This is a genomic window from Flavobacterium rhamnosi, from assembly GCF_048286515.1.
Lineage (GTDB): Bacteria > Bacteroidota > Bacteroidia > Flavobacteriales > Flavobacteriaceae > Flavobacterium.
In genome coordinates this window covers 1-26354 of record NZ_JBLVPS010000028.1, presented here as the reverse complement: position 1 = coordinate 26354, position 26354 = coordinate 1, and the positions used below count along the sequence as shown (strand labels likewise).

Annotated in this window: 27 protein-coding genes and 3 tRNA genes; 17 read left to right on the top strand and 13 right to left on the bottom strand. The window is 35.2% G+C overall.

From position 1 onward, the window contains the following. The 8 genes from ACNQGN_RS16930 to ACNQGN_RS16895 all read right to left on the bottom strand — a co-directional run bounded on the left by ACNQGN_RS16930 (position 1) and on the right by ACNQGN_RS16895 (position 9103). On the bottom strand, positions 1-792 hold the full coding sequence (locus tag ACNQGN_RS16930) for a sensor histidine kinase (RefSeq protein ID WP_417989015.1): 792 nt from the start codon (positions 790-792) through the stop codon (positions 1-3). Between the two features lie 642 nt (positions 793-1434). Continuing rightward, complete coding sequence (locus ACNQGN_RS16925) at positions 1435-1824, bottom strand: hypothetical protein (RefSeq protein WP_417989014.1); 390 nt, start codon at positions 1822-1824, stop codon at positions 1435-1437. A 167-nt stretch (positions 1825-1991) separates the two neighbouring features. Beyond that, the gene (gene dnaB / locus ACNQGN_RS16920) at positions 1992-3536 is read right to left on the bottom strand and encodes a replicative DNA helicase (RefSeq protein ID WP_417989013.1); all 1545 of its coding nucleotides are present in this window, start codon (positions 3534-3536) and stop codon (positions 1992-1994) included. 140 nt (positions 3537-3676) lie between these two features. Next, positions 3677-4630, bottom strand: coding sequence for an acetyl-CoA carboxylase carboxyltransferase subunit alpha (locus ACNQGN_RS16915; protein ID WP_417989012.1), 954 nt, complete (start codon positions 4628-4630; stop codon positions 3677-3679). Positions 4631-4744: 114 nt separating this feature from the next. Continuing rightward, on the bottom strand, positions 4745-5632 hold the full coding sequence (locus tag ACNQGN_RS16910) for a DMT family transporter (protein WP_417989011.1): 888 nt from the start codon (positions 5630-5632) through the stop codon (positions 4745-4747). After that, positions 5619-6707, bottom strand: coding sequence for an LptF/LptG family permease (locus ACNQGN_RS16905; RefSeq protein ID WP_417989010.1), 1089 nt, complete (start codon positions 6705-6707; stop codon positions 5619-5621). The genes ACNQGN_RS16910 and ACNQGN_RS16905 overlap by 14 nt, the downstream gene beginning before the upstream one ends. Before the next feature lie 87 nt (positions 6708-6794). Then, positions 6795-7925, bottom strand: coding sequence for a tRNA guanosine(34) transglycosylase Tgt (gene tgt / locus ACNQGN_RS16900; RefSeq protein ID WP_417989009.1), 1131 nt, complete (start codon positions 7923-7925; stop codon positions 6795-6797). Positions 7926-8134: 209 nt separating this feature from the next. Continuing rightward, on the bottom strand, positions 8135-9103 hold the full coding sequence (locus ACNQGN_RS16895) for a CapA family protein (protein ID WP_417989008.1): 969 nt from the start codon (positions 9101-9103) through the stop codon (positions 8135-8137). 334 nt (positions 9104-9437) lie between these two features. On the opposite strand from ACNQGN_RS16895, the gene ACNQGN_RS16890 reads away from it, so the two are divergent. After that, positions 9438-9860, top strand: a complete 423-nt coding sequence (locus ACNQGN_RS16890; RefSeq protein WP_417989007.1) for a DoxX family protein — start codon at positions 9438-9440, stop codon at positions 9858-9860. A 232-nt stretch (positions 9861-10092) separates the two neighbouring features. On the opposite strand, the gene ACNQGN_RS16885 is transcribed toward ACNQGN_RS16890, so the two are convergent. After that, positions 10093-10575, bottom strand: a complete 483-nt coding sequence (locus ACNQGN_RS16885; RefSeq protein ID WP_417989006.1) for a DUF6799 domain-containing protein — start codon at positions 10573-10575, stop codon at positions 10093-10095. Between the two features lie 331 nt (positions 10576-10906). Between ACNQGN_RS16885 and ACNQGN_RS16880 the strand changes: the two genes are divergently transcribed. The 10 genes from ACNQGN_RS16880 (at position 10907) to ACNQGN_RS16835 (ending at position 20631) form a co-directional block, all read left to right on the top strand. After that, a complete protein-coding gene (locus tag ACNQGN_RS16880; RefSeq protein ID WP_417989005.1) occupies positions 10907-11410 on the top strand; it encodes an SRPBCC family protein in 504 nt (167 codons plus the stop codon). 557 nt (positions 11411-11967) lie between these two features. Next, positions 11968-12714 carry an outer membrane lipoprotein-sorting protein gene (locus ACNQGN_RS16875; RefSeq protein WP_417989004.1) on the top strand — a complete coding sequence of 249 codons (747 nt, stop codon included), beginning with the start codon at positions 11968-11970 and terminating at the stop codon, positions 12712-12714. Beyond that, positions 12711-13925 carry an ABC transporter permease gene (locus ACNQGN_RS16870; protein ID WP_417989003.1) on the top strand — a complete coding sequence of 405 codons (1215 nt, stop codon included), beginning with the start codon at positions 12711-12713 and terminating at the stop codon, positions 13923-13925. The genes ACNQGN_RS16875 and ACNQGN_RS16870 overlap by 4 nt, the downstream gene beginning before the upstream one ends. 13 nt (positions 13926-13938) lie before the next feature. Beyond that, positions 13939-15150, top strand: coding sequence for an ABC transporter permease (locus tag ACNQGN_RS16865; RefSeq protein WP_417989002.1), 1212 nt, complete (start codon positions 13939-13941; stop codon positions 15148-15150). A 5-nt stretch (positions 15151-15155) separates the two neighbouring features. Next, positions 15156-15863 (top strand): ABC transporter ATP-binding protein, encoded by a 708-nt coding sequence (locus ACNQGN_RS16860; RefSeq protein ID WP_417989001.1) that lies wholly within the window; start codon positions 15156-15158, stop codon positions 15861-15863. Positions 15864-15884: 21 nt separating this feature from the next. Further along, on the top strand, positions 15885-17054 hold the full coding sequence (locus ACNQGN_RS16855; RefSeq protein ID WP_417989000.1) for a hypothetical protein: 1170 nt from the start codon (positions 15885-15887) through the stop codon (positions 17052-17054). Positions 17055-17237: 183 nt separating this feature from the next. Further along, the gene (locus ACNQGN_RS16850; protein WP_417988999.1) at positions 17238-17510 is read left to right on the top strand and encodes a rhodanese-like domain-containing protein; all 273 of its coding nucleotides are present in this window, start codon (positions 17238-17240) and stop codon (positions 17508-17510) included. Positions 17511-17978: 468 nt separating this feature from the next. Continuing rightward, positions 17979-18548, top strand: coding sequence for a YciE/YciF ferroxidase family protein (locus ACNQGN_RS16845; RefSeq protein WP_417988998.1), 570 nt, complete (start codon positions 17979-17981; stop codon positions 18546-18548). Positions 18549-18762: 214 nt separating this feature from the next. Further along, positions 18763-19614 (top strand): transketolase, encoded by an 852-nt coding sequence (locus ACNQGN_RS16840; protein WP_417988997.1) that lies wholly within the window; start codon positions 18763-18765, stop codon positions 19612-19614. A gap of 63 nt (positions 19615-19677) precedes the next feature. Beyond that, positions 19678-20631, top strand: a complete 954-nt coding sequence (locus ACNQGN_RS16835; protein WP_143388623.1) for a transketolase family protein — start codon at positions 19678-19680, stop codon at positions 20629-20631. Between the two features lie 77 nt (positions 20632-20708). Here ACNQGN_RS16835 and ACNQGN_RS16830 read toward each other — a convergent pair whose 3' ends face one another. Then, the gene (locus tag ACNQGN_RS16830; protein WP_417988996.1) at positions 20709-21683 is read right to left on the bottom strand and encodes an FKBP-type peptidyl-prolyl cis-trans isomerase; all 975 of its coding nucleotides are present in this window, start codon (positions 21681-21683) and stop codon (positions 20709-20711) included. A 79-nt stretch (positions 21684-21762) separates the two neighbouring features. On the opposite strand from ACNQGN_RS16830, the gene ACNQGN_RS16825 reads away from it, so the two are divergent. Continuing rightward, positions 21763-22152: an RNA-binding S4 domain-containing protein gene (locus tag ACNQGN_RS16825; RefSeq protein ID WP_417988995.1), complete on the top strand. Its 390-nt coding sequence runs from the start codon at positions 21763-21765 to the stop codon at positions 22150-22152. A 56-nt stretch (positions 22153-22208) separates the two neighbouring features. Then, positions 22209-22709, top strand: a complete 501-nt coding sequence (locus ACNQGN_RS16820) for a phosphoribosyltransferase family protein (RefSeq protein ID WP_417988994.1) — start codon at positions 22209-22211, stop codon at positions 22707-22709. Here the strand turns inward: ACNQGN_RS16820 and ACNQGN_RS16815 are convergent. Further along, on the bottom strand, positions 22701-23219 hold the full coding sequence (locus ACNQGN_RS16815) for a shikimate kinase (protein WP_417988993.1): 519 nt from the start codon (positions 23217-23219) through the stop codon (positions 22701-22703). The two genes, ACNQGN_RS16820 and ACNQGN_RS16815, sit on opposite strands and share 9 nt — an antisense overlap. A gap of 127 nt (positions 23220-23346) precedes the next feature. Here ACNQGN_RS16815 and ACNQGN_RS16810 point away from each other — a divergent pair. The 4 genes from ACNQGN_RS16810 to ACNQGN_RS16795 all read left to right on the top strand — a co-directional run bounded on the left by ACNQGN_RS16810 (position 23347) and on the right by ACNQGN_RS16795 (position 25138). Next, positions 23347-23419, top strand: a tRNA-Lys gene (locus ACNQGN_RS16810). A gap of 38 nt (positions 23420-23457) precedes the next feature. Next, positions 23458-23530, top strand: a tRNA-Lys gene (locus tag ACNQGN_RS16805). A 42-nt stretch (positions 23531-23572) separates the two neighbouring features. After that, positions 23573-23655: transfer RNA gene (locus ACNQGN_RS16800), tRNA-Leu, on the top strand. A 436-nt stretch (positions 23656-24091) separates the two neighbouring features. After that, entirely contained in the window at positions 24092-25138 is a 1047-nt protein-coding gene (locus ACNQGN_RS16795; protein WP_417988992.1) for a fibrobacter succinogenes major paralogous domain-containing protein, read from the top strand. 218 nt (positions 25139-25356) lie between these two features. Here the strand turns inward: ACNQGN_RS16795 and ACNQGN_RS16790 are convergent, their stop codons facing one another. Together ACNQGN_RS16790 and ACNQGN_RS16785 are read right to left on the bottom strand one after the other, a co-directional pair. Beyond that, the gene (locus ACNQGN_RS16790; RefSeq protein ID WP_417988991.1) at positions 25357-25518 is read right to left on the bottom strand and encodes a hypothetical protein; all 162 of its coding nucleotides are present in this window, start codon (positions 25516-25518) and stop codon (positions 25357-25359) included. Between the two features lie 144 nt (positions 25519-25662). After that, entirely contained in the window at positions 25663-25875 is a 213-nt protein-coding gene (locus ACNQGN_RS16785; protein ID WP_417988990.1) for a helix-turn-helix domain-containing protein, read from the bottom strand. Between the last annotated feature and the right edge of the window lie 479 nt (positions 25876-26354).

The following is a 26354-nucleotide window of genomic DNA, read 5'->3' as shown; positions in this document are numbered from 1 at the left end:
CTAAAAATTAAAAATTACCTTAATTCCTTTTTCTAAGCCCGAATCAACCGAAATAGTACCATTTAAAAAAGAGACTCTACTTTCTATATTTTTCATTCCAAGACCTTTTTTATTTTTATCATTTTTCATGTCAAAGCCAATTCCGTTATCACTATAATGGCAACTTTTCAGTCCCTTCTTCTCTTCAAAAAAAATGGAGATAATTGATGCTTTACCGTGACGCATGGAATTATTAATCAATTCTTGTAAAATCCTAAAAACATGCAAATTTCTGTCATTTTGGCTAGCATCAAATTGAACATCATTCACGTAATTTATAACAACAGCTTTACTGCTGTTGTACTCCAGACACAATTCTTCGATTCCTGCATGAAGTCCAAATTTATCCAATACCGGAGGTAATAGACCATGAGCAATTTTCCTGGCACTATCCAGCGTTTTGCCGGTAAGATTGATAATGTTTTCGGTTATCTCAGCAATTTCATTTTTGGATAAATTAGGTGTGATTAGTAAATGGCTGTTCAGGGAAACAACATTAAGCTTAGAACTAATGTCATCGTGCAAATCTTGGGCAATACGTTTGCGCTCTTCCTCCTGCGTAAAAATCACAGCATTCAGCAACTCTTTCTGATATTGAATTTCCAAATCTTTTTTTTCTAATTCTTTCTGAATTATTTTCTTTCTTGAAAAATAAAAAAACAATATCAAAACTAATCCCATTAAAACAAAAGCGATACAGCTATAAATGACAATTTCAATTATCTCATTTTCCTGCAGTGTGTTTACTTTCATACAACTGTGTTTATTGCCTTTTTAGAAAAACTTTTTTTCCATTCTAAAAAAATAAAAAATTGAAAAACGATGTATAAAAACGCATTTACTGTCCATGTTAATAAACTCATCTCTGGACTTAAAGTCGTTGTTAAATTGCCTACTAAAAATAAGATGGTACTCCCAAATAAATATAAAAGGATACCCATATTAATATAGTAAAATTCTTTTTTTTCATTCAGCAGATTATAAAAATGAATCGTGGCAAAGACAATTAATAGAAAAGAGGTAACGAATATTTCAAATAAATTGAACTTGTAAAACAAATTAGAATCCAGTCCATATTGGATTGCTAAAGTCAATAACCCACAAATCATACCTAATTTGACAATCTTCTTTTGAAAATTTTCTTTAAAAATCGCCAGATAAAAAAGACTTAACAAAACAAACTGACCAATAAAATAAAAATGGGATAGATAGATGTTGTTAATCAGAAACCGCATCATAATATTAGATCCTAGCTGGATACAAAAAACCACCCCTAAATAATAGGTAAAAACGCGATACGCTTTTCCTTTATTTGAAAATTCCTTTATAAAAATTATTAAATTGAATAACAGGAATAAAATTCCACTATTTATGAGTGTATAATGCATTTATTCTCTAAAAATTTAATGGGCTGTTTGGATCACCATTTGGAGGACAAGGTGACGTAAAATCATATATATCATCGTCCGCAGCTGCAGTAATTCCAACTCCCTCACTAATCATATCCACATAAATACCTGTAGCGGGATCATATTTAGTACCTACGATCATTAATTTTTCTAATCCTTCATCGTCGATCCCTATGTACGCCCTTACTGCATCAACTTCTTCTTTTAATACTTCCAGTAAATCTACTTTAGGAATTAAAAAAGCATTTACATGATGGTGTTTGTTGTAATCCCCTTCTTCTTTAGACCAACGTTTAGCCCATTTTTGTGCTGTTTTTAATGGAATGGCATTTATTTTTCCTTGAACTTGTTCTTCTCGAGTAGTTTCTTGTGACATCGATTTTGAATTTTAGTTATATCTTAAGTTTAAAAATTAGTAGCTAAAATACTATTTTATATTGTTTTAACAAAACCAACACACGTACCTAAAATAAAAAGCCTAAATCAATAACTCAATTTAGGCTTTACTTATAGTAATAAACAGTATTAAGACTGCTTTATCTTCTAAAAAGGAACATCACTGTCATCATCAGGATCATTCAGATTACTTCCAAAAGCTTCATTGGCTGATGGCAGGTTTTTGGTAATAAAAGGATTATCATCCTGATTCATACTTGACGGTAAATCATCGTAACCACCGCTAAAATCTTCCAGGTTATCAAATTTCCCAAGATGTCCAATAAACTTCAACCGAACATTCTCTATACTACCATTACGGTGTTTGGCTATCATTATTTCCGCCTGACCTGCTGTTGGTGAGGCTTCGTCATCATCCCATTCGTCAATTTTGTAATATTCGGGGCGGTATAGAAAAGATACAATATCAGCATCTTGTTCAATCGCTCCCGATTCACGTAAATCGGACAACAATGGTCTTTTACTGGAACCACGCGTTTCCACGGCACGGGACAATTGAGAAAGGGCAATTACCGGAACGTTTAATTCCTTTGCCAATGCTTTTAAATTTCTAGAAATCGTAGAAATCTCCTGTTCTCTATTTCCTCCTCCTTTTCCGTTCCCACCGGCAGTCATTAGTTGCAAGTAATCAACGATAATAATTCGTATTCCATGTTGCGAAACCAAACGTCTCGCTTTTGCTCTTAAATCAAAAATAGAGAGTGAAGGCGTATCATCAATATACAATGGCGCTTTTTCTAAATTTTTAACTTTCGTACTCAATTGTTCCCATTCGTGTTTTTCCAGTTTTCCGGTACGTAATTTCTCGGACGACAACCCTGTTTCGCTTGAGATCAAACGAGTGATTAACTGAACCGAGGCCATCTCCAGGGAAAATAGGGCAACTGGCATTCCGAAATCAATAGCCATATTTCTGGCCATCGATAATACAAATGCAGTCTTACCCATTGCTGGCCTTGCAGCTATAATAATTAAATCACTTGGTTGCCAGCCAGAGGTAATCTTATCTAATTTATCAAAACCAGTAGCTACACCACTCAATCCTTCCTGACCTGCAATTTCTTCGATCCTTTTTTTGGCCTGCAATACTAAACTTTGTGCAGTCTCGGAACTTCGTTTGATGTTCCCTTGCGTCACTTCATATAATTTGGATTCAGCTCTATCTAATAAATCAAAAACATCCGTCGTTTCATCGTAAGACTCTTCAATAATTTCAGTAGATATACGAATCAAACTGCGTTGAATAAATTTCTGAAGGATAATCCTGGAATGAAATTCAATGTGTGCAGAAGAGGATATTTTTTGTGTAAGCTGAATTAAGTAAAAATCTCCTCCTGCCAACTCTAATTTTGCATTTTTCTTAAGTTGGGCAGAAACGGTTAATAAGTCGATAGGCTGCGTTTCTGTAAACAGTTGAACGATTGCCTCAAAAATGTGTTTATGGGCATCTTTATAAAAAGCATCGGGCTGTAAAATATCAATTACATCATCTACCCCTTTTTTATCAATCATCATGGCACCAAGCACTGCCTCTTCTAAATCGAGAACCTGCGGTTGTAATTTTCCTTTTTCAAGGCTTATTATAGTAGTTTTATCAACCTTCACAGGATTAATATTTCTGAAGTTTTCCATACAGCGAAAGTAACAAAAATTAAAAAAACATTGCCATTGAGTTGTTACAAATAATTGTTCATAAGTAACTATTTTTTGTTTATAACCATAAAAAAATCCGAAACTGTAAGGCTTCGGATTAAATGTTATTTTGTAAGATTTTACTCTTTATATTCACCCATCTTACTGTATTTCTCCATTCTTTGCGCAACTAATTGTTCTGTTGATAAGTCTTTCAATTCATTAAAACCTTTCATAATATATTGCTCCACTGTTTTGAAAGCCGTCTCTCTATCGTAGTGTGCTCCTCCTAATGGTTCAGGGATAATATCATCAACTAATTTTTGTTTTTTCATGTCTGCAGAAGTCAATTTCAATGCTTCGGCAGCTTGCTCTTTGTATTCCCAGCTTTTCCATAGAATAGAAGAGCATGATTCCGGAGAAATAACAGAATACCAAGTGTTTTCCATCATATATACTTTATCACCAACGCCTATTCCCAATGCTCCACCGGAAGCTCCTTCACCAACAATTACAGTAATAATTGGCACTTTTAGACGAATCATTTCAAATATATTTCTGGCAATAGCTTCTCCTTGTCCGCGTTCTTCCGCTTCAAGTCCTGGATAAGCACCCGGAGTATCTATTAAGGTCAATACCGGAATATCGAATTTCTCTGCCATTTTCATCAATCGCAATGCTTTTCTATATCCTTCAGGATTTGGCATTCCGAAATTACGAAACTGACGTGTTTTAGTATTAAATCCCTTTTGTTGCCCAACAATCATGAAAGATTGTCCATCAATTTTTCCTAAACCACCAATCATGGCTTTGTCATCTTTAAAACCTCTGTCGCCAAAAAGTTCTAAGAACGTATCACCACATAAAGCACGTACATGATCCATAGTATAAGGACGACTGGGATGTCTTGATAATTGTACACGTTGCCAAGCAGTCAAATTTTTATAAATATGTCTTTTGGTCTCTTCTAATTTCTTGTTGATTTGTTTACAAGTATTCGTCACATCAACATCTGATTCCTGACCAATAACAAGACATTTATCTAACTGATCTTCTAGTTCTTTTATTGGAAGCTCAAAATCTAAATATTCCATAGGATTTCTGCGTTTTGTTTTTATTTGGAACGACAAAGATAAAATTTTAAATCGTTCAAAAAGGTAAATTTAATATTTATGTGTAAAAGTTTGCTTGATCAAACTTTGCGTAAGTTATTCTATTTTGTCTTTTTGATAGTGTTTAATTACACCGTTTAGAATTACTGTGATTACAATTATCACGGCCCCTATATAGAATTCAAAGCTCATTTTTTCCTTTCCGCCAAGGATAAAATAGGCCAAAACTATCCCGTAAACCGGTTCCAGATTAGTGGTTAGCATTACGGTATAAGGCGTGAGTTTTTGCATAACTTTCACTGAAGCGGTAAAGGCATAAGCGGTGCAAATAGAAGCCAAAATCAAAATTAAAACCCAATTATTCAATGTCAGAATAAAGAAATTCAACGTGAATTTTTGCTGAAATAAGAAGTAAACAGTAATAAAGAACAGACCTGCCATGAATTCATAAAATGATATCACGGAAGGATCGTGGCTTTCTATCAATTTCCCGTTCATCAGCGTAAACAAAACTCCTAATATTATGGATGCCAAAGCATACAACATGCCCTCTAAATAATTCACCTCAACTTTCATAATCAATGCAAGTCCCGCGATGATAACAAGTCCGAAAAAAACTTCATACCAAAGTACTTTCCTGCCGTAAAAAATAGGTTCCAGTACCGATGCAAAAAAAGCACCTAAAGAGAAAACCGAAAGCGTAATAGAAACGTTAGAAACATGAATTGCCTTGAAAAAAGTAATCCAGTGCAGCGCAATCAATAAGCCGACAAAAATCAATTTGAAAAAGGAGTGTATGGGGATCCTAAACGATTTGTTTTTGAATACAATAAACAAGGATAAAAAAACACTTGCAAAAAACATGCGGTACCATACCAAAGCATCTGCCGTTATGGTGATTAGGGCCCCTAAAATAGCAGTAAAACCCCAAATAAAAACAATGAGGTGCAGGTTTAGGTAACTCTTTAATTTATCGTTTTGCATTTCGTAATAAATAAACGGCTAATACCCCAAAAGCAACGTTGGGCAACCAAACTGCCAGCATGGGAGGAATACTTGATTTTTCGGCCAGTACGCCAAAAATTTTATCAAAAAAGACAAAGGCAAAAGCTAAAGCAATTCCGATAGCCAGGTTGACTCCCATTCCGCCTCTTCGTTTCATTGATGAAACTGAAACAGCAATAATAGTAAGAATAAAAGCTGAAACCGGAACGCTAAATTTTTTATACAGCACCACTAAATACACATTTATATTAGAGGAACCTCGTTTTTTTTCCTTTTCAATAAACGTAATCAGTTTATTCAAATTCAATGTTTCCGCAATATAAACCACGGGCGTTAAATCTTCTAAATCAAACTTAAAACGAGCATTTTTTTGCGGTGCTTTTTCTATTTTATCACCAAATTCACCTACTGTCCTTTTGGTATAATCAAACATTGTATAGGTTTTATCCTTCGGATTCCATTTGATTCTGCTTGCCGTTATTTTATACTCTAATTTCTCTTTATTGAATTTTTCCAGTGAAAAATTAAAAGCAACCTTCGACAAAGCATTAAAACTGTTCACATAGATGAATTCACTATCGCTAATTTGTCGGTACACATCCGTGTTATCTCCCCGCATAGCCTCTTTTCCACCAGTCTTAAGATACGTATACCTAAAGTTATTAAAACCTTCGCTGGCTGCTGGAACAACAAAGAATCCCATCAACAAAACAAAAACAGAAATAATGGAAGCCCCAATAATGTATGGTCTTAAGAATCGGGTAAAAGAAATCCCCGAACTTAAAATGGCAATAATCTCTGTGTTATTGGCTAGTTTTGAAGTAAACCAAATAATGGATAAAAATAAAAAAATAGGGAATAAGGAATTGGCAAAATAAATCGTGAAATTATAATAATAGGTAGCAATTTCCAAAAATGGAACTTTGTTCTCTATCATTTTATTAATCTTCTCCGAAACATCGATAATAATTCCAATAGGTATAAACATCAACAACATAACCGCAAAAGTGGCTAAATATCTTTTTAGGATGTATTTGTCTATTATTGTTAGCATAAAGATTTATTCGGTTATTGGTTATTCGCTAAAATGGTTAGTCGTTTACTCGATTAAAATATTAACCGAATAAACCAATCACTGAATTTACAAACGTTGATTCATATTCTTTACCATCATTTCTTTCCAAGGTCTAAAATCGCCCGCTAAGATATGTTTTCTCGCCTCACGAACCAACCACATGTAAAAACCAAGATTATGGATTGTAGCAATTTGTTTTCCTAAGTATTCGTTGGCAGCAAAAAGGTGGCGCAAATACGCTTTTGTATATTCCGTATCAACGTAGGTGATTCCCATTTCGTCAATTGGAGAAAAGTCGTCTTCCCACTTTTTATTTTTTATGTTTATTGAACCGTTAGCAGTAAACAACATCCCATTTCTGGCGTTACGAGTAGGCATCACACAGTCAAACATATCGATTCCAAGAGCAATATTTTCGAGAATATTTATTGGAGTTCCCACACCCATCAGGTAACGCGGTTTATCTTCGGGCAAAATTTCGCAAACCACTTCCGTCATTGCATACATTTCTTCTGCTGGTTCCCCAACAGAAAGTCCACCGATGGCATTTCCCTGCTGACCGGAATTGGCAATATATTCTGCCGATTGTCTTCGTAAATCTTTGTACGTACTTCCTTGAATAATTGGAAAAAATGTTTGTTCGTATCCGTATTTAAAAGGCTGCGTATCCAAATGCTTAATGCAACGGTCTAACCAGCGGTGTGTCATGTGCATTGAGCGTTGTGCATAGCGATAGTCACAAGGATACGGTGTACACTCGTCAAAAGCCATAATAATATCAGCACCAATGGTACGCTGAATTTCCATCACATTTTCTGGCGTAAAAAAGTGATACGAACCGTCAATATGCGATTTGAACTTCACGCCTTCCTCCTTAATTTTTCGGTTAGCCGAAAGTGAATACACCTGGTAACCACCGGAATCCGTCAAAATATTACGGTCCCAGTTCATGAATTTATGCAAACCACCCGCCTTCTCGAGGATTTCGGTTTGTGGTCGCAAATATAAATGGTAGGTATTTCCCAGGATAATATCTGGATTTATATCATCTTTCAATTCTCGTTGATGCACCCCTTTTACGGAACCAACAGTACCAACAGGCATAAAAATTGGGGTTTCAATCACACCGTGATCAGTGGTAACAGTTCCCGCTCTGGCTTTTGACTGCGGATCATTTTTTAATAAATCAAACTTCATAAACACGTTTTTCTCCCGACCGTTCGGGACGGCAAAGATAGGTTAATTTGAAAATTAGATAATTACATAATTTAAAAATTTAATTAAGAATTGGGAAAAACGATTTTTTGGTTTCAAAATTAGAATTTGAGCATTAAATTTTACGATGCCCAAACTCGTACTTTGCGTAAAAATACCACTATCTACTTCGTTTCAATAGGTCGGTAATTTCAAAACAATACAACTTCTCCTTCATCATTTATTGAAGTACCAAATTTTGCTGACAACTCTTGCATACGCTGGATACACCATTTCGAATCTTCGCCTGTAGCAAGATTTACTTGACATTTTGAAATCAAAACGGGTATAAGCACTACCGTTTCGATTCTCTGTTTTGAAACTTCAACCTTAAAGAAAAAGGAATGATCATTTCTTAAATAAGGGTCAACCGTATAATCATCAATAAAATCCCCGGTATCATACAGAATCAATTTATCATTGTATACTTGAATACCTTGAAAATTATGCGCACTATGGCCATGAATAATGTCGGCCCCCTGATCAATCATCGCATGAGCAAAGTCAACAAAATAGCATTCGGGCGACTCTTTCATATTCGGTCCCCAGTGAATACTGACAATCATCAAATCTGTTTCCTTGCGCAATTTTCCTATAGCAGCTAATGCTTTATTACAGTCATCGGTATTGGAAATATCAATATAATTAATACCACTACTGGATGTACCGGCCCTCCATCGGCGTTCATTATCTGTAAAACCCAATATTCCAAGTGTGGTATTTTTGATCGTTAGAATAACTGGCTTTTCAGCTTCGGCTTCATTCATTCCCGCACCTATATGTTTTATACCAGCCTCATTTAAGGTTTCAATAGTTTCGATTAAACCTTCTTCAGAAAAATCTAATACATGATTATTGGCGAGGTTAGCAACTGTTGTACTGGCTTGAGTCAGGGTTTTAATTCTGTCAGGAGTTGCTTTAAAATTAAAGGTCTTGAAGACTTTGTTAATACTATTAGTAAGTGCGGCTTCCAGATTAATGATATTGATATCCGTATTTTTAAATTCCGGCAACACAGTTCCCCAGGGATAAGCATATCCTTTATTGCTGATCGTTTCACTGACACCTCTGCCTAGCATCACGTCCCCCGTCAATCCGATAGTAATGGTATTATCACCCATAGTCAGTTACTTATTAGCCTTCATACAAGAATAAAGCTTTAAAAAACTATTTTCAATTAAAACTCACAGACAAAGATAAAAACTAAACAGCTTAAAAACAGACGTTTATATTAACAATTTATTTTATTTACTTTCTATAACAGACTTAAAATCAAGAATCTGACAGCTTTTCAAAACCTTCAGACAACTTCATTTGTATCGTAATATTTGACAGTGCATTTGGAGAAAGCGTTTTTTTACTCCTGCCGTGTAAAGAATCTATATTACGAACCAAATTCTTATGAAATTATCTTAAGTTTGTAAGAATACTATACAATTAAAAAACCTTAAAATTATGCTTCAAAAACTCTTTTCTCCTACATCCTGGTCGGCTAATGCAACGGATTGGGCTTCACTCATTTTACGTTTAACTCTTGGTTTACTAATGCTGAGTCATGGTATTCCAAAACTGATGAATTTAATAAGCGGCACTATAGAATTTGGTGACCCAATAGGCATTGGAATCCCGGCTTCATTGGCTTTGACCGTTTTTGCTGAATTTCTGTGTTCGCTTCTTCTTGTAGTAGGTTTATGGACCAGACTGGCGTTAATTCCGCTTATTATTACAATGGCGGTTGCTGTGTTTATTGTCCATATTAATGATGATTTGGGAAAAATGGAGCCAGGTTTAATGTACCTACTTTCCTATTGCGCATTATTTTTATTAGGGAGCGGTAAGTATTCCGTTGATGCAATTTTAAAAAGAAAAGCAGTGTAAACGAATTATTTTTCAGCGAGGTCTTATAAAGACATTAGCTGAGCTTATTCTTTATTAGAAGAGACAGTCTAAAAAAAATTAGACTGTCTCTTTTTATGTGTTGCAAAACGTTTCGTTAATTGTGATTTTAACTATTCCATTCTATCGCTCCTTTTGCTAGAAGTTACGTAGAGAAAAAAAAATGAAATCTATTTCCGCTTCTTAATTCCAATTACTCCGCTCTAATCCTATTTTAGTAATCACTCTTTTTTTCCATTTTTCTTTCTTTCATCATTCCGCTCATATACATCTTGTCTCCATTTTTCATCATCATGGTTTTACCATCTTTCATTTTTACCATTCCATTTGGAAAAACGACAGAGCCGTTTGCCATGATCATATCTTTATCCATCCTCATCGTTTTACCATCTTTCATCATCATCATTTTACCTTCCTTCATCATTATATGATCTTTCATTTTCTTTGCCATCATCATACCGCCCATGTCCATCTTGTCTCCATCTTTCATCATCATGGTTTTCCCATCTTTCATTTCTACCATTCCGTTTGGAGAAACAACCGCCCCATTTGCCATCTTCATCTTTTCTTCCATCATCATCTTCTTACCCTCTTTAACCATCATCATTTTTCCATCTTTCATCATTACATGGTCTTTCATTTTCATCATTTCATCTTGGGCTGCAACTGTTAAAGAGTATATCACCATTGCTATCATTACAAATAATTTTTTCATAATACATTGATTTTTATATATTTACAATTAAATTTAGAATACTAAAATTACAAAAAATAAATTCTTTTTTGGCAATTTTCATTTGACAATTTTTAAAGCTAAAAATTTTCTTCTTAAGAAAAACTTCAATTTCAAAAAAGTGGATAAGGTACTTCACTAAAAAAGAAATAACCAGTTAAAAAACATCAAATTACAAGCTATACAACATACATCATCCTAACATAAACATTTAATTAACAGCCAGTTGCATTAATTTTATTTAATTTTATAGACACTGTATACTATAAATATAACAATTAAAAAACTATAAAAAATGGAAACAAAAAATCAGACTACAATTACTACTTCATCTACCAAACAAGAACTTTTAATTGTACGAGAATATGAAGCTCCACGCGAGGTTGTTTGGAGCGCCTGGACAGATCCTACAAAGTTCATGGAGTGGTGGGGACCCAAAAATTTTACTTGTCCATTCTGTGAAATCGATTTTAAAGTTGGGGGTAAATATCGCTACTGCATGAGATCCCCTGAGGGTCAGGATTATTGGGGCACTGGTACCTTTACCGAAATTGTTCCCATGAAACGAATTACTTACACGGATTCATTTGCAGATGAGAAAGGAAATGTAGTTCCATCTACTTATTATGGAATGGAAGGTTTCCCTTTAGAATTACAGGTAACGGTGACATTTGAAGCGCATGACGCTAAAACAAAAATGACGCTTACACATGCTGGTATCCCATCTGGTAAAATGACTGATCTTACCAAAGCTAGCTGGAATGAATCTCTCGACAAGCTCGCAGCAAGTTTAAAATAATTGAAAACTGAACTCTTTTTAAAACAAATCTCACGGATTATAAAATCCGTGAGATTATTAAACTTAAGATTTTTTTCCTTTTTAGTTACTCAAAAAAATTCGTTACGAATCAAACCGACAATTTTTGAAATAGCATAATCTAAAAATTATAGAAGTATCCTATAAAAACATAATTATTTTAAAATGAGAGAATTAACCTAAAAAAAGTGTGTTTTAACCTTAAATAAAGGGATAAATAATTATCTTTGAGAAAGAAATAAAAATTCTTTTTTTAGCACTATACCTCCTACCATTTGACAACTTTAAAGGTTTGCAGTATATGATACAGAATTAGCCAATACTTAAAGCCACTAAAAGAGAACAGTACTTTTTTGTATTTATTTTAGTTCACACACACTACCCTGCTCTTTTGAATTTGTTAGAGCTTTTTGAATTATAAATTGTTTAGAAAATCACGCAGCTCATCTCAGTGCCATAAGCTTTGAGGGATCACGTACACTTTTATAAAAGCAGTAATTATATCGAATAAATACTTCGCAACCATTAAAACCGATAGCATGAAAAAGATACTCTTTCTATTATTTTTTCATTTATCAACTATTCCTTTTGCCTTTTCTCAAGAGGCAAAAGACATTGTAAAAAAAGCAGATGAAAAAGCCAAAGGAAAAAGTTCTGTTGCCAGCATTACTATTCAAACCATACGCCCGAGCTGGTCGCGGGAAATGAGCGTAAAAGCATGGACAAAAGGCAATAATTTGAGTTTGATATTGGTTTTGGCTCCTGCTAAAGAAAAAGGCGTCGTGTTTCTGAAACGAAAAAAAGAAGTGTGGAACTGGATTCCTTCTATTGAAAGAAACATCAAAATGCCACCTTCGATGATGAGCCAGAGTTGGATGGGAACAGATTTCACCAACGATGATTTAGTAAAAGAAGCCTCTATTCTGGAAGATTACACACACTCTTTTTTGGGAGAGGCCAATATTGATGGTAGATCGTGCTATAAAATCCAACTGCTACCCAAACCCAAATCAGCAGTGGTTTGGGGAAAAGTAATTATGGTTATTGACAAAAAAGATTTCATGATGTTGCATGTCGACTATTTTGATGAAGACGGCGCGCTGATAAACACCATGCATTGTACCGATATAAAACTTTTGGGCGGTCGTTTATTACCTGCAAGAATGGAAATGGTTCCCGCAAACAAAAAAGGAAACAAAACCATACTGCTATACAATTCACTTGTTTTTGACACACCTCTGGATGATTCTTTCTTTACCACGCAAAACATAACCAAAGTAAAATGATTCTGAAATTAATTTGGAGAAATATATGGCGCAACAGCCGACGCACGCTAATTACTGTAGCTTCAATCGCGTTTGCCGTTTTGTTTGCCGTTTTGATGAAATCGTTTCAAAATGGGGTTTTCAATAATTTAATTAAAAATGTGGTGGGTTATTATTCTGGTTATGCCCAAATTCATCAAAATGGGTACTGGGACGAACAGGTTCTGGACAACAGCTTTATGTTAGAACATTCCCTAACAGCCCAACTCCAGAAAAATCAACAAATAAAGGAAATCGTTCCTCGATTGGAAACTTTTGTTTTAGCTTCGAAAGGAAACACGACCAAAGGATGCTTATTGGTGGGTACCGATGCTGTAAAAGAGAACAAGCTGACCCAACTGAAAAGCAAATTAATCAAAGGACATTATTTCGAAAACAATGAAGAAGCAGTACTTCTTGCTGAAGGTTTGGCAAAACGACTGGACGTAAGTGTTAACGATACCATTGTACTTTTCGGTCAGGGTTTTCATGGCGTTATGGCTGCCGGAAAATATAAAATAAAAGGTATCGTTCATTTGGCCTCGCCAGCTATGAACGACACTTTTGTGTATTTACCATTGGCTGCGACACAATATTTCTTGAGCGCTGAAAACAGGCTTACATCGATCTCACTGGGAATTGACAATCCCGAAAATACAGCTGCTATTGTACAAAATCTAAAAAATGGCATTGGAAAAAAATATGAAGTGATGTCCTGGCAGGAAATGATGCCGGAAATAGCCAATCATATCAAGGCCGACGGTTTTTCCTTTTACATTTTTTCGGGGATTCTATACCTCATTATAGCCTTCGGACTTTTTGGGACGGTTTTAATGATGACTGCCGAACGTAAATATGAATTTGGAATGCTCATTGCTATTGGAATGAAAAAAAACAAATTAGAACTGATTTTACTGGGAGAAACAGTACTCATTACGTTTTTTGGTTTGCTTCTGGGCTTTTTGTTAAGCTTGCCATTAGTGATTTACTTAAAAGAAAGACCCATTCGTTTTGGAGGAGAAATAGCTAAAGTCTATGAGCAATTTGGTTTTGAAGCCCTCTTCCCTACCGCTGTTGACCAAAACATTTTTGTAACTCAATCCATTATTGTTTTGGCAATGACACTAGTTATTGGCTTATATCCTCTTTGGCATGTAAATGGTTTAGACCCAGTGAAAGCAATGAAAAAATAAAAATGAAACCGCCATGTTGACAAAAATCGCCAGCAGAAATATTTGGAGGAGTAGAAAACGGAGCCTCACAATCATCATCGCGGTGAGCGTCGGTCTATGGGCTGGTATTTTTATGATGGCTTTTTATAACGGCATGATTGAACAACGTGTCAATACAGCTATCACAAGCGAATTATCCCATATCCAATTGCATCATCTCGAGTTTAGAAAAGAATACGAAATAAAGTATTATTTGCCGAAAGGCAGAAAAATGCTCGAAATCATTGCGAAGGATAACAAAATAAAAGCCGCCGCCGGTCGCGTAATTATAAAAGGAATGATTGCATCCGCCTCCGGAAGCAGTGGCATAACCATAAACGGAGTGATGCCCGCTCAGGAACAAATACTCACTAATCTCAAAGGAAAAATAGTTCAAGGAAATTATTTCAACCCAAAAAAGACAAACGAAATCATTCTAAGTGAAAAGCTCCGAAAGAAACTAAAATTAAACCTCAATAAAAAAACAATTCTGACTTTTCAGGATAAAGAGGGTAATCTGGCATCAGCGGCTTTCCGAATTACGGCCCTTTACAAAACTAACAATACACCTTACGATGACAGCAATGTCTTTGTGAAAATTACGGATATTGATTCGCTCGCAGGAATTCCAAATGCCATTAACGAAATTGCTATTTTACTAAAATCTAATAAATTACTTGAAGAAATCCAAAATAACCTAATGCAAAAATTTCCCGGAACAGAAATACAAAACTGGAAGGAAATCGCCCCAGAAATAGGATTAACAGTTTCCGTTGGTGACCAAATGGTTTTTATTTTTATGGGAATAATTCTTTTGGCATTGGCTTTTGGTATTGTTAATACTATGATGATGGCTGTTTTGGAAAGAACACGTGAAATAGGAATGTTGATTGCTTTGGGCATGAATAAATTTAAAATATTCATCATGATTCTGCTGGAAACTTTTTTTCTGATATTGGCAGGTTGCCCCATAGGCATACTCCTTGCTTTTGTCTCTATTGGGATTACCCAGAAGATTGGAATCGATTTTAGCCGCTTCTCAGATGTCTATTCAAGTTTTGGCTACAGTTCCGTAATTTATCCCAATTTAACTTCAAGGCAGTTTGCAATTATTATGTTTTTAGTCTTGCTAACCGCTTTGTTTTCGGCCTTATTTCCAGCGAGAAGAGCACTACGATTGAATCCGGCAGAATCTTTAAAAAAATAATCACCATGCAAGAAACAGTAATAGATGCGCACAATTTATCGAAAATATACGATGAAAAAACCATACCGGTTTATGCATTAAACAAAGTACATCTTCATATTTCACGTGGTGAATTTACGGCCATTAAAGGGCCTTCGGGCTCCGGAAAAACCACTTTCTTGAATATGATTGGCGGGTTGGACATTCCTTCCGAGGGCTATGTCGAAATTAATGGAACGAACATCACTCAGCTAAAAGGCAATGAGTTGATTGACTTTCGATTAAACAATATTGGTTTTGTATTTCAATCCTATAATTTAATTCCCGTGCTTACCGCCAAAGAAAATATCGAGTTTATCATGTTGTTGCAAAAGCGTCCAAAAAAAGAAATGGAGCAACGGGTTTTGGAATTACTGAAAGAAATAGGACTGGAAGACAAAATCAATAAACGTCCCCGAGAACTATCCGGCGGACAACAACAGCGGGTGGCTGTGGCCAGAGCATTGGCACCAAAACCCCAATTCATTTTAGCAGACGAACCCACCGCAAATCTAGATTCCGTTTCAGCTGAAAATTTATTGGACATTATGCTAAAACTCAATCAGGAAGAAAATATGACATTTATTTTTTCGACGCACGACCAAAGGGTCATCAACCGAGCCCGACGAGTCATTACACTGGAAGATGGAAAAATTGTTGGTGATACTGCTCTAGCGGCGACTGTATCTAAATAAACTATTATGAATTAGATAATTGTGAAATTTTATAACTACATATTCGCAACAATTTCATACTTCTTTTGTGCCACAATTTTCGCGCAAACCGATAGTATAAAATCCCCCTGGATAGAACTTAATGGTTATATTAAAGACATGCAAAGCACTTATTTTATCCAAAAAATTGATTCTAATGCATCAATGAATCTGATTCATAATCGGTTAAATTTTAAGTTTACTATTTCTTCCAAAATAAGTGGAAGATTGGAAATTCGGAATCGCATTTTTTATGGGGAACAAATCAAACTGATTCCTGACTTTGGCAAAACCATGAACCAGTACAATGGTTTATTGAACCTTTCCCATTTATGGATAGACGAAAAATCATTCGTGGCACATTCGGTTATCGACAGGATCCTGCTTCAATATGGGGATGAAAAATGGGATATTAAAATTGGCAGGCAACGTATTAATTGGGGAATTAACAACATTTGGAATCCCAATGATATTTTCAACACCTACAACTTTCTGGATTTTGATTATGAAGAGCGGCCCGGGAATGATGCAATACGCATTCAGCGCAATTTAAATACCAATTCCGTTTTGGAACTGGCCTATAAACCGGGAAAAAAAAGTACTGAACATACAGCTGCCTTCCTATATAAATTTAATAAATGGAACTATGATTTTCAGTTTTTGGGAGGGATTTATCAAACCGATTATGTTGTTGGTGGCGGTTGGGCCGGAAATATCAAAGAAGCAGGTTTCAAAGGTGAAATGAGTTATTTTATTCCAAAAAGGAATGCTGTGAATACATCCGAAACGGTCAGCTTTTCTCTTATGGCGGATCAAACTTTTAAAAATGATTGGTATATTTCGCTTGCCAGTTTATACAATAGCAATCCTACTAATGTTTTTGCTACCGGAGGAAGTTTTTTTAATTCTAATTTGTCAGCGAAATCGCTGTTTCCGTTTCGCTACAATTTTTACGCAACTATAATGAAAACAATTTCCCCTATTGTCTCCTGCAACTTCTCATTTATTTATTCGCCCGAAAAAAATACATTAATTCTTGTTCCCTCTTACGCGTGGAATGTAGCGACCAATTTCGATCTGGATTTCACAGCACAGTCTTTCTTTGCGGAGTCTGGTACTTCTTATAAAAATTTAATAACGGAAATTTATATAAGGGGCAGATGGAGTTTTTAGAAAAGATATTGAGAATAAAATTTATGCAGCGTAACAAATAGCACAGACTAGCTTTTCATGTTGTATTACTTTTGCATACAACAGACACACTCGCTTTTGTACCTCAATTCTTTTTTTACAATAGAAGAAAACATCATTTTTTTAAAGAAATATTAAAACAACCCTTATTAAATAATAAACGAAATGAAATTAAAAAAAATAATTAAAGAGAAACTAGGGACCATAGTAGATGTCCGCAGCCACGGGGAATTTATGGGCGGTCATGTTGCGGGTTCCATTAATATTCCCCTAAATGAAATTCCGCAAAGAATTGAAGAATTAAGGACTCTTAAAGAGCCACTAATTCTTTGTTGCGCATCGGGAAACCGAAGCGGACAAGCATTGCTCTTACTGACTGAACATGGAATCGAAAGTTATGGAGGTTCATGGCTGGATGTAAATTTTAATCAATCCTAATTCATAGGATGATAAAGACACTCCAAAAAAAAATCAGGTATGGTGCACAGTAAACAATTTCTATTTAATAAAACAGAAAATTTAAATTGAGACAGTAACGATGCTATGAATATTTTTTTGAACAGGGACAATCAAAACTAAAAGACAAAAACAACCTGTAATAAGTTTGTCTGTAGCTAAGGGATACGAAGTGCATAGGCAAAAAGCATTTTGAAATTCAAGGATTTACAAAAGTCCTCAGTAATCACGATTGGCGTAGCTATCAAAAAAAATGTCTTCTAAAATAAAAACGGTCCAGCTAAAACAAAAAAAATAACACTATTATTCGTATTTACAATTAGTTAATTAACAATTGATTAGAGTATAGTTTGTTTAATTTTATAGTACTTAATAAAGTAAGTACTGCGTTTGAAAGGTAAAGCATAGAATTTAGTACTTACAACAATTAATCTTAAAAAAACAACTATTATGAGAACCGAAACTAGTAAACATGAACCTATTAAAGGAGCTGTACAAGCAAAATCAAATGCAGCACATGGATTGAGAGATTTATTTGAAGTTGGATTAAAAGACATTTATTGGGCAGAAAAAGTATTGACTAAAACTTTACCAAAAATGGTAAAGAATGCTTCTTCTCCAGAATTAGTTAACACTTTGAAAAACCAGTTAAGTGAAACACAAGGACATGTATCACGTCTGGAAGAAATATTTACAGTAACAGGTATTGCACCAACTGCAAAAAAATGCGATGCCATGCAAGGTATATTAAAAGAGACTAATGGTCTCATTAGAGAAACCGATGTTGGTATGGTACGCGATGCAGGACTTATCGCAGCAGATCAAAAAGTAAAACATTATGAAATTGCAACCTATGGTACTTTACATGCTTTTGCAAAAACTTTAGGTGAAAATAAAGCGGCTGAATTGCTAGCCATGAATCTTAATGAAGAGAAAAAAACTGATGCTGCATTAACTGGAATTGCCTTATCTGCCGTCAATAGACAAGCCTATAGAGCAGATGCAATTACAAACACCTAGAACGTATTTTAATTGGAGAATGGTATTTTATTATTGTTTCTCTATTGCTATAAAGCCTGCGAAATGCGGGCTTTTTTTTATGGATTAGTGTTGCATAAATGGTAATTCAGATAATAACAAACTGCACTGCATTGCACATTAAATATTCAAAAAAACGTTTGCGGTAACCCTAAATAAAAATTACATTTGCACCAGTTTAACTTTTACACAAAAAATGAAGCCTAACACACAACAATTAAACGATTTAACTATCCAAGTCAGAAGAGATATTCTTCGAATGGTTCACGCTGTCAATTCAGGTCACCCAGGAGGTTCTCTAGGTTGTACCGAATTTCTTGTAACCTTGTACCAAAACTTGATGGAACGCAAAGAAGGATTTGATATGGATGGTATTGGAGAAGATCTTTTCTTCCTTTCAAACGGACATATTTCTCCAGTATTTTATAGCGTTTTAGCGAGAACTGGATATTTTCCAGTATCGGAACTAGCTACTTTCCGTCTTATTAATTCAAGATTACAAGGACACCCAACTACTCATGACGGTTTACCAGGAGTGAGAATTGCATCAGGTTCTCTTGGACAAGGATTATCTGTAGGAATTGGTGCTGCACAAGCAAAAAAATTAAATGGTGACAACCATATTATTTATACGCTTCACGGAGATGGTGAATTGCAAGAAGGTCAAAACTGGGAAGCTATCATGTATGCTTCTGCAAAAAAAGTTGACAATCTTATCGCTACCATCGATTTAAACGGAAAACAAATTGACGGTACTACAGACGAAGTTTTATGCATGGGGAGTATCCGTGCTAAGTTTGAAGCATTTGATTGGGATGTTTTAGAAATTGAAAGAGGAAACGATATCGAAGCCATTATTGCCGGAATGACAGATGCAAAATCAAGAACTGGAAAAGGAAAACCAGTTTGCGTACTCTTGCATACTGAAATGGGTAATGGTGTTGATTTTATGATGTATAGTCATGCTTGGCATGGAAAAGCGCCAAACGATGCACAGCTTGAAAATGCTTTAGGCCAAAACTATTCTGAAGACGAAAGCGACTATTAGTAGTTTGCAGTATTCAGATTTCAGTATTCAGAAACGAATACATTCAACTTTTTAAATTAAGAAATGAAAAAATATACAAATACAGGAAGTAAAGATACTCGTTCGGGTTTTGGAGCGGGAATGACCGAATTAGGTCAGACGAATGAAAATGTTGTTGCACTTTGTGCAGATTTGATTGGTTCATTAAAATTTGACGATTTCAAGAAAAATCATCCAGAGCGTTTTTTCCAAATTGGAATTGCTGAAGCAAACATGATTGGAATTGCAGCGGGTTTAACTATTGGAGGAAAAATTCCATTCACTGGAACTTTCGCAAACTTTTCTACTGGAAGAGTTTACGATCAAATTCGTCAATCAGTTGCCTATTCTGAGAAAAATGTAAAAATTTGTGCTTCACATGCAGGATTAACTTTAGGTGAAGATGGTGCAACACACCAAATTCTTGAAGATATAGGTTTGATGAAAATGCTACCAGGAATGACCGTAATCAACACTTGCGATTACAATCAAACTAAAGCGGCTACTTTAGCACTAGCAGATCATCATGGTCCGGTTTACTTGCGTTTTGGACGTCCGGTTGTGCCTAACTTCATGCCATCTGACGAGCCTTTCGTAATTGGAAAAGCAATTTTATTAAACGAAGGTACAGATGTAACGATTGTTGCGACTGGACATTTAGTATGGGAAGCTCTTATTGCTGCCGAAGCTTTAGAAGCTAAGGGGATTTCTGCTGAAGTAATCAACATCCATACTATCAAACCTCTTGATGAAGAAGCAATTTTGAAATCATTGGCTAAAACAAAATGTATTGTTACTGCTGAAGAACATAATATCCTTGGTGGTCTTGGAGAAAGCGTTTCTAGAGTACTAGCGTTGCATCACCCAGCTCCACAAGAGTTTGTTGCGGTAAATGACAGCTTTGGAGAATCTGGAACACCAGAGCAATTAATGGAAAAATACAAACTGAACAATCAAGCGATTGTTGAAGCTGTTGAAAGAGTTATTAAAAGAAAATAATTCAATTCATTTTGAACATAAAAAAATCCCATTCGTTATCATTACGAATGGGATTTTTTATTTACTGTCTCGTTGTATTATTGACAGGTTTTATCTAAATGCTTTTTAATTCTTGCAGGATCAGTTGTATTACCATTACAACTTGGAATACTTGCAAATGGGTAAGGCAGTTGAGTAGCAGGATTTTTAATTTCCAGCTTAGTGGTATAATTATCCCCATCATCATCAACATCTGCAAAGTTAGGTACCCCATCTCCATCCGTATCATCAGGATTCACAACTCCTGACGCCAATATGCGCATATAACCATCACCATCTAAATCCTCTTGGTACGATTCAATACCATCCCCATCCTGGTCTAGTCTATTCAATTCGTATAATTTGAAACTAAAAACTAAAGGAGCGTAAGCAGGAATAAGTCCGCTTGGAGAACCATAATAGGCTAATCCCGAAGGAATAAACATTACACCGGCACCAAAATCATTATAAGTCACAGTTCCGTCAGTATTTGACGCATAACTTCCTGTTTTAAATTGTGGAAATACTTCTGCCCAACCGGTGATAGTGCTGAATAAACTAAAAAAAGATTGTGGATATTTATTTTCTTCAAATTGAGTTGTTGTTTGTGTAGCAACGCCGTCTGTAGTTTTACTTGTTAAATATTCCCCTTTGTAAGAGGTTAAAACCGCATCAACACTACAAGGTGCCGAACCCGTTCCTGCTCTCAACACTAAATAATATAATTTATAAGTAATACTATGTAGGCTTACATTTCTGCTTTTAAGCTCGTAATCACTTTGATCCCAAATTGATTTTTGAGTTCCTCCTGTTGGTATCTTTGTGATAGTTACGTCTTGATCGTCAGTAAATCCAGGATGATTTACAACTGTTATATAACTTGTTTTTAAATATTGTTCAATATCAGTATTATCGGTAGCATATTGTACTGCATAATCTCTAAGTGGCTCAACTGTAGCGGCATCATCCTTTGAACATGAAAATAAAGAGAGGGTTGTAATTAATAGAATAAAATAATACTTAAATTTGTTCATTATAGCTAAATTTTTAAGTGCGCAAGATACAATATTGATTGATTTTTGTAAACTATTTAACTCCGATTTTAGAAAATTTATGAGAATAGATAAATATTTATGGTGTATGCGGTATTATAAGACCCGAAATATGGTTACCGAAGCCTGTAAAAAGAATCATGTCACAGTAAACGGCCTTGTTGCCAAGCCATCAAAGGAAGTTTTCCCTACTGACAAAATTACGTTCCGCAAAGACCAAATCACTCAAATTATAACCGTTCTTGACATTCCGGAAAATCGTGTTGGGGCTAAATTGGTTGATATTTACAGAAGAAATGATACTCCTGCTGAAGCCTATCAACATTTAGAGCTTTTAAAGTTATCAAAAGAGCATTATCGCAAAAATGGAACCGGAAGACCTACCAAAAAAGACAGAAGGGATATTGATGAATTTGGCAATGAGATTAAAAATGAAGAAGATCCAGATTAAAAATTTTTCTTTCATCCCTACAAATCTCTAAAGCCTTAAACTTTTAAACAAAAAAAATGAGTAAAAATATCATCTTAACGAATCAGGAAATTGAGCATAAAATAAAAAGAATTGCTTACCAAATCTATGAAACCTTTGTAGATGAGGAAGAAATTGTCATTGCCGGAATTGCGACTAACGGTTTTACTTTTGCTAAAAAAATAGCGCTAGTCCTTGAAACCATCTCTCCACTTAAAGTTTCGCTTTGCGAAGTGCAAATCAACAAACAAGATCCTCAGTTACCAATTCACACCTCATTACCAAAAGAACAATATGCAAACAAAGGCTTAGTTCTTGTTGATGATGTATTGAACTCAGGTACCACACTGATCTATGCAGTAAGGCATTTTATTGACGTTCCTTTGAAAAAATTCAAAACAGCAGTTCTAGTGGACAGAAATCATAAAAAATACCCGGTAAAGGCCGATTTTAAAGGCATATCACTGTCCACTTCACTACTAGAACACGTACAAGTCGTTTTTGATGAAAACGGGAACGATTACGCCTATTTAAGCTAAAATTTCAACAATATCTGAAACTGTCTGGTCAATTGTCTTATCGTCGACCACTACCTTGTATTGTGCCTGATTGTAATAATAACTTCTGTCGAAGAGGTGCTTTGCAATAAACTCTTTCATTTCGCCCTCACTTTTATCGGCAATAAGAGGGCGTTTGCTTTTATTATGCGCTAATCTATTGAATAATGTCTCTATTGAAGCTTTGAGATAAACAGACACAACATTATCGCCTTTTAGCAACTCATGGTTATTTGCATAACAGGGCGTCCCTCCGCCTAAACCAATAATTAAGTTGTCGGGAGAATTCAATAATTCTATAAAAACTTCGCGTTCTAGTTTTCTAAAATAAATTTCTCCATACTTTTCAAAAATGTCATTAATTGACAAATTTATTTTCTCTTCGATCTTTTTATCTAAATCCACGAAAGGGATTTCGATAATTTTTGACAACTTATTTGCAATTGTGGACTTACCACAACCCATATAACCTAATAATATAATTTTTTTCATCTGAATAAAACCTTACAAATTAAGGTGTTGAGTAATTTTGTTAAAAAAAGACAAATTTATAATAAAATTGCTTGGAAAACTCCAAAATAAGTCCTTATATTTGCACCCGCATTCAAGGAAAGAATATGACTCGATAGCTCAGTTGGTAGAGCACATCACTTTTAATGATGGGGTCCTGGGTTCGAGCCCCAGTCGGGTCACAAATCTTGTGATCAACACATAATTTCCTTGAAGCATTGACTCGATAGCTCAGTTGGTAGAGCACATCACTTTTAATGATGGGGTCCTGGGTTCGAGCCCCAGTCGGGTCACTAAAGGTCGAGTAATTTATTACTTGACCTTTTCTTTTTTAAGGCCACGTGGAGAAACGGTAGACTTGCCAGCTTGAGGGGCTGGTGCTCGCAAGGGCGTGTGGGTTCAAATCCCACCGTGGTCACTTTTAAAGCCTGCTTACAGGGTTTGACAAGGTTTTTGCTAAACATTTGCTAAACATATTTAGAAAATGCTAGTAAAAACCTTTTTCGTTTAATACTAGTGAGCCTAAAATATTTTCCATTAACATTTCTCACAACTTTTAGTTTTAATCCATTTTGTGAGCGTAAACACGCTAATGCCTTTGTAACGCACATCTCTAATTTTAGGTTAAATCATTGTTAATCAGACATCTACTACCTTACCTACGACAACAAATCACTACCTTTATTCTTGACTAACATTATTGAAGCGTTTATAAATGATAAAAGCATTTAAGTGATTATTTAGCCCCCTATTCATAGTCAATTAATCTGTTTTTGAATTTTACTTTTGATATGCAGTACAAAGTTATTTTTTAAAAGAAAAAAATTTAAAAAACAACCTTAAAACAACAAACTATGAAAACACATTTAAAAAATCAAACGCTATTAATTTTAATAGTTTCGTTTTTTATAGTATCCTGTTCTACAGATACTGTTGATTCTCTAGGATTAACCACTACAAATGAAGTGGCAAAGATAAAAGACCCAAAAATTAATGTACCTACACTCACCACCACAGCAGCAAGTGTTATTACAGCTACTACAGCAAACAGTGGCGGAATGATTATTAGCGCAAAAGGAACAATCTCTGCCAAAGGAGTGGTGTGGAGCACTTTACAAAACCCCACTATTGACTTGATCACAAAAACAACCGATGGTACTGGATTGGGTGGTTTTACCAGCTCCTTAACGAGTTTAAACCCAGCCACCACTTATTACGTTCGCGCTTATGCAACTAACGTAAACGGAACTGGCTATGGGAATCAAGTGAGTTATACAACTCTTACGCTACCCTTTCCTACAGTTACTATTGGCACCCAAACCTGGACAAACGCAAACCTGGATGTAACTACCTATAGAGATGGCACCACAATTCCTCAAGTAACCGTCGCAGCTGATTGGGCTGGTTTAACCACAGGTGCTTGGTGTTATTATAACAATGATCCAGCAAATGGTGCTGTTTACGGAAAATTATACAATTGGTATGCCGTAGCAGGAATATGGAACGAAGCCTCCAAAACAGATCCATCACTAAGAAAACAATTAGCCCCGACTGGCTATCATATTCCTACCGATACTGAGTGGACTGAGTTAACCACTTTTTTGGGAGGAGCAAATTTTGCGGGTGGTGCGATGAAAGAAACTGGGTATATACATTGGCTAGATGACAATAACCCCGCCACAAATGCTACCAACAGCAGCGGCTTTACAGGTCTTCCGGGAGGGTATCGCTACAGCAATGATACTTTCAACAACATTGGCAACTACGGTCTCTGGTGGAGTTCTACGGAGTACAGTACTACAAACGCTTGGCTCTGCGTCCTGTATTACAGCTTTGATTTCGCAAACAGAAGTAACACCGATAAGGTGGATGGTTTGTCGGTGCGATGCCTCAGGGATTAATACCCTTTGTCCCTTTAACTCTTTAACTCTTTGAAAAAATGACGGGGCGTCAGCCCCTTTATTATAGGAAGCCAGTTCGAAGTATTCAACAATAATTTCGGGCAATAATAACTTGATATGTTCACTGAAAGAGTCTTGTATTTCTATATAATTTTGAAATACAAAAATCGGTATTTTAATATTCCCCCACAACTTTTAGACTTGATCCTCTTTTACTATTATGTCCTAGCAAAATTAATTAGAGGCACAATATTTCCCTTATCGCCTTCCCTAATTGATCTAATATACTCTGCTCTTGTTTCGTTTGCCTGTACCATATTTGAATGATTCCATGTAAAAATATCTTCACCAAAAATAGGTTCAATTATTATGTCTGCCATAATTCTAGAATGTCTTCCATTTCCATTTGGAAAACAATTAATGTTAACCAATCTATGTTTAAACCTTATTGCTATTTCATCCGGAGGATATGTGTTGTTTTCAATCCACTAATCCGCATCTCCTAGTAATGTCCTAAATAAACCCTAATCCCATAATGATTTACGCATTTCTCGTTTTATTTCACTAGCCAATTCTTTTGTAGCTTTATCTATTTGCTCATCACCGTTACCTTGGTTCTCTAATTTCATATTATTGCTAGTTCTAAGAACAATTTTTTTCGCAAGTTCTAATACTCTAGAATCAACCAAATTTTGAATTGTTCCATGCTTCGGAACAAAACCATATACAAATTTCATATCTAATGCACTACCAATTTCTTTAAGTGATTTTATTGATATTACTCCTGCAGATTCTCTTTCTTCATTTTTTTAAACACCTTGTTTGGTCATGTTTAATTTTGCACCTAACTGTTCAAGGGTCATATTTAATGCGGTTCTGATATTATAAAGCCATGCTTGCTCTGGAATAATTACTTTTTCAGCCTCCTTAAATGCTTTTAATTTTCTATCTAGTTGCTCGATTAGTATTTTTTTTTTGATTGCGCATGATTGTTTGTTTACAATTTCATAGAAAAGTAAACATATATATTTACAAAAAATAATTAAAGTAAACACATATGTATACAAAAATAAATACATGTCTACTAATCAGCTTACCTTGTGAACGGTAAATAAGAATGCAGAGTTTTTGGCAACTGGAAGTGCAGAGTATTCGGCAAGAATGAATACATAGTTTGATTCAAAAGTAGGGTATTATTTTGAAGAATCAAAAAACG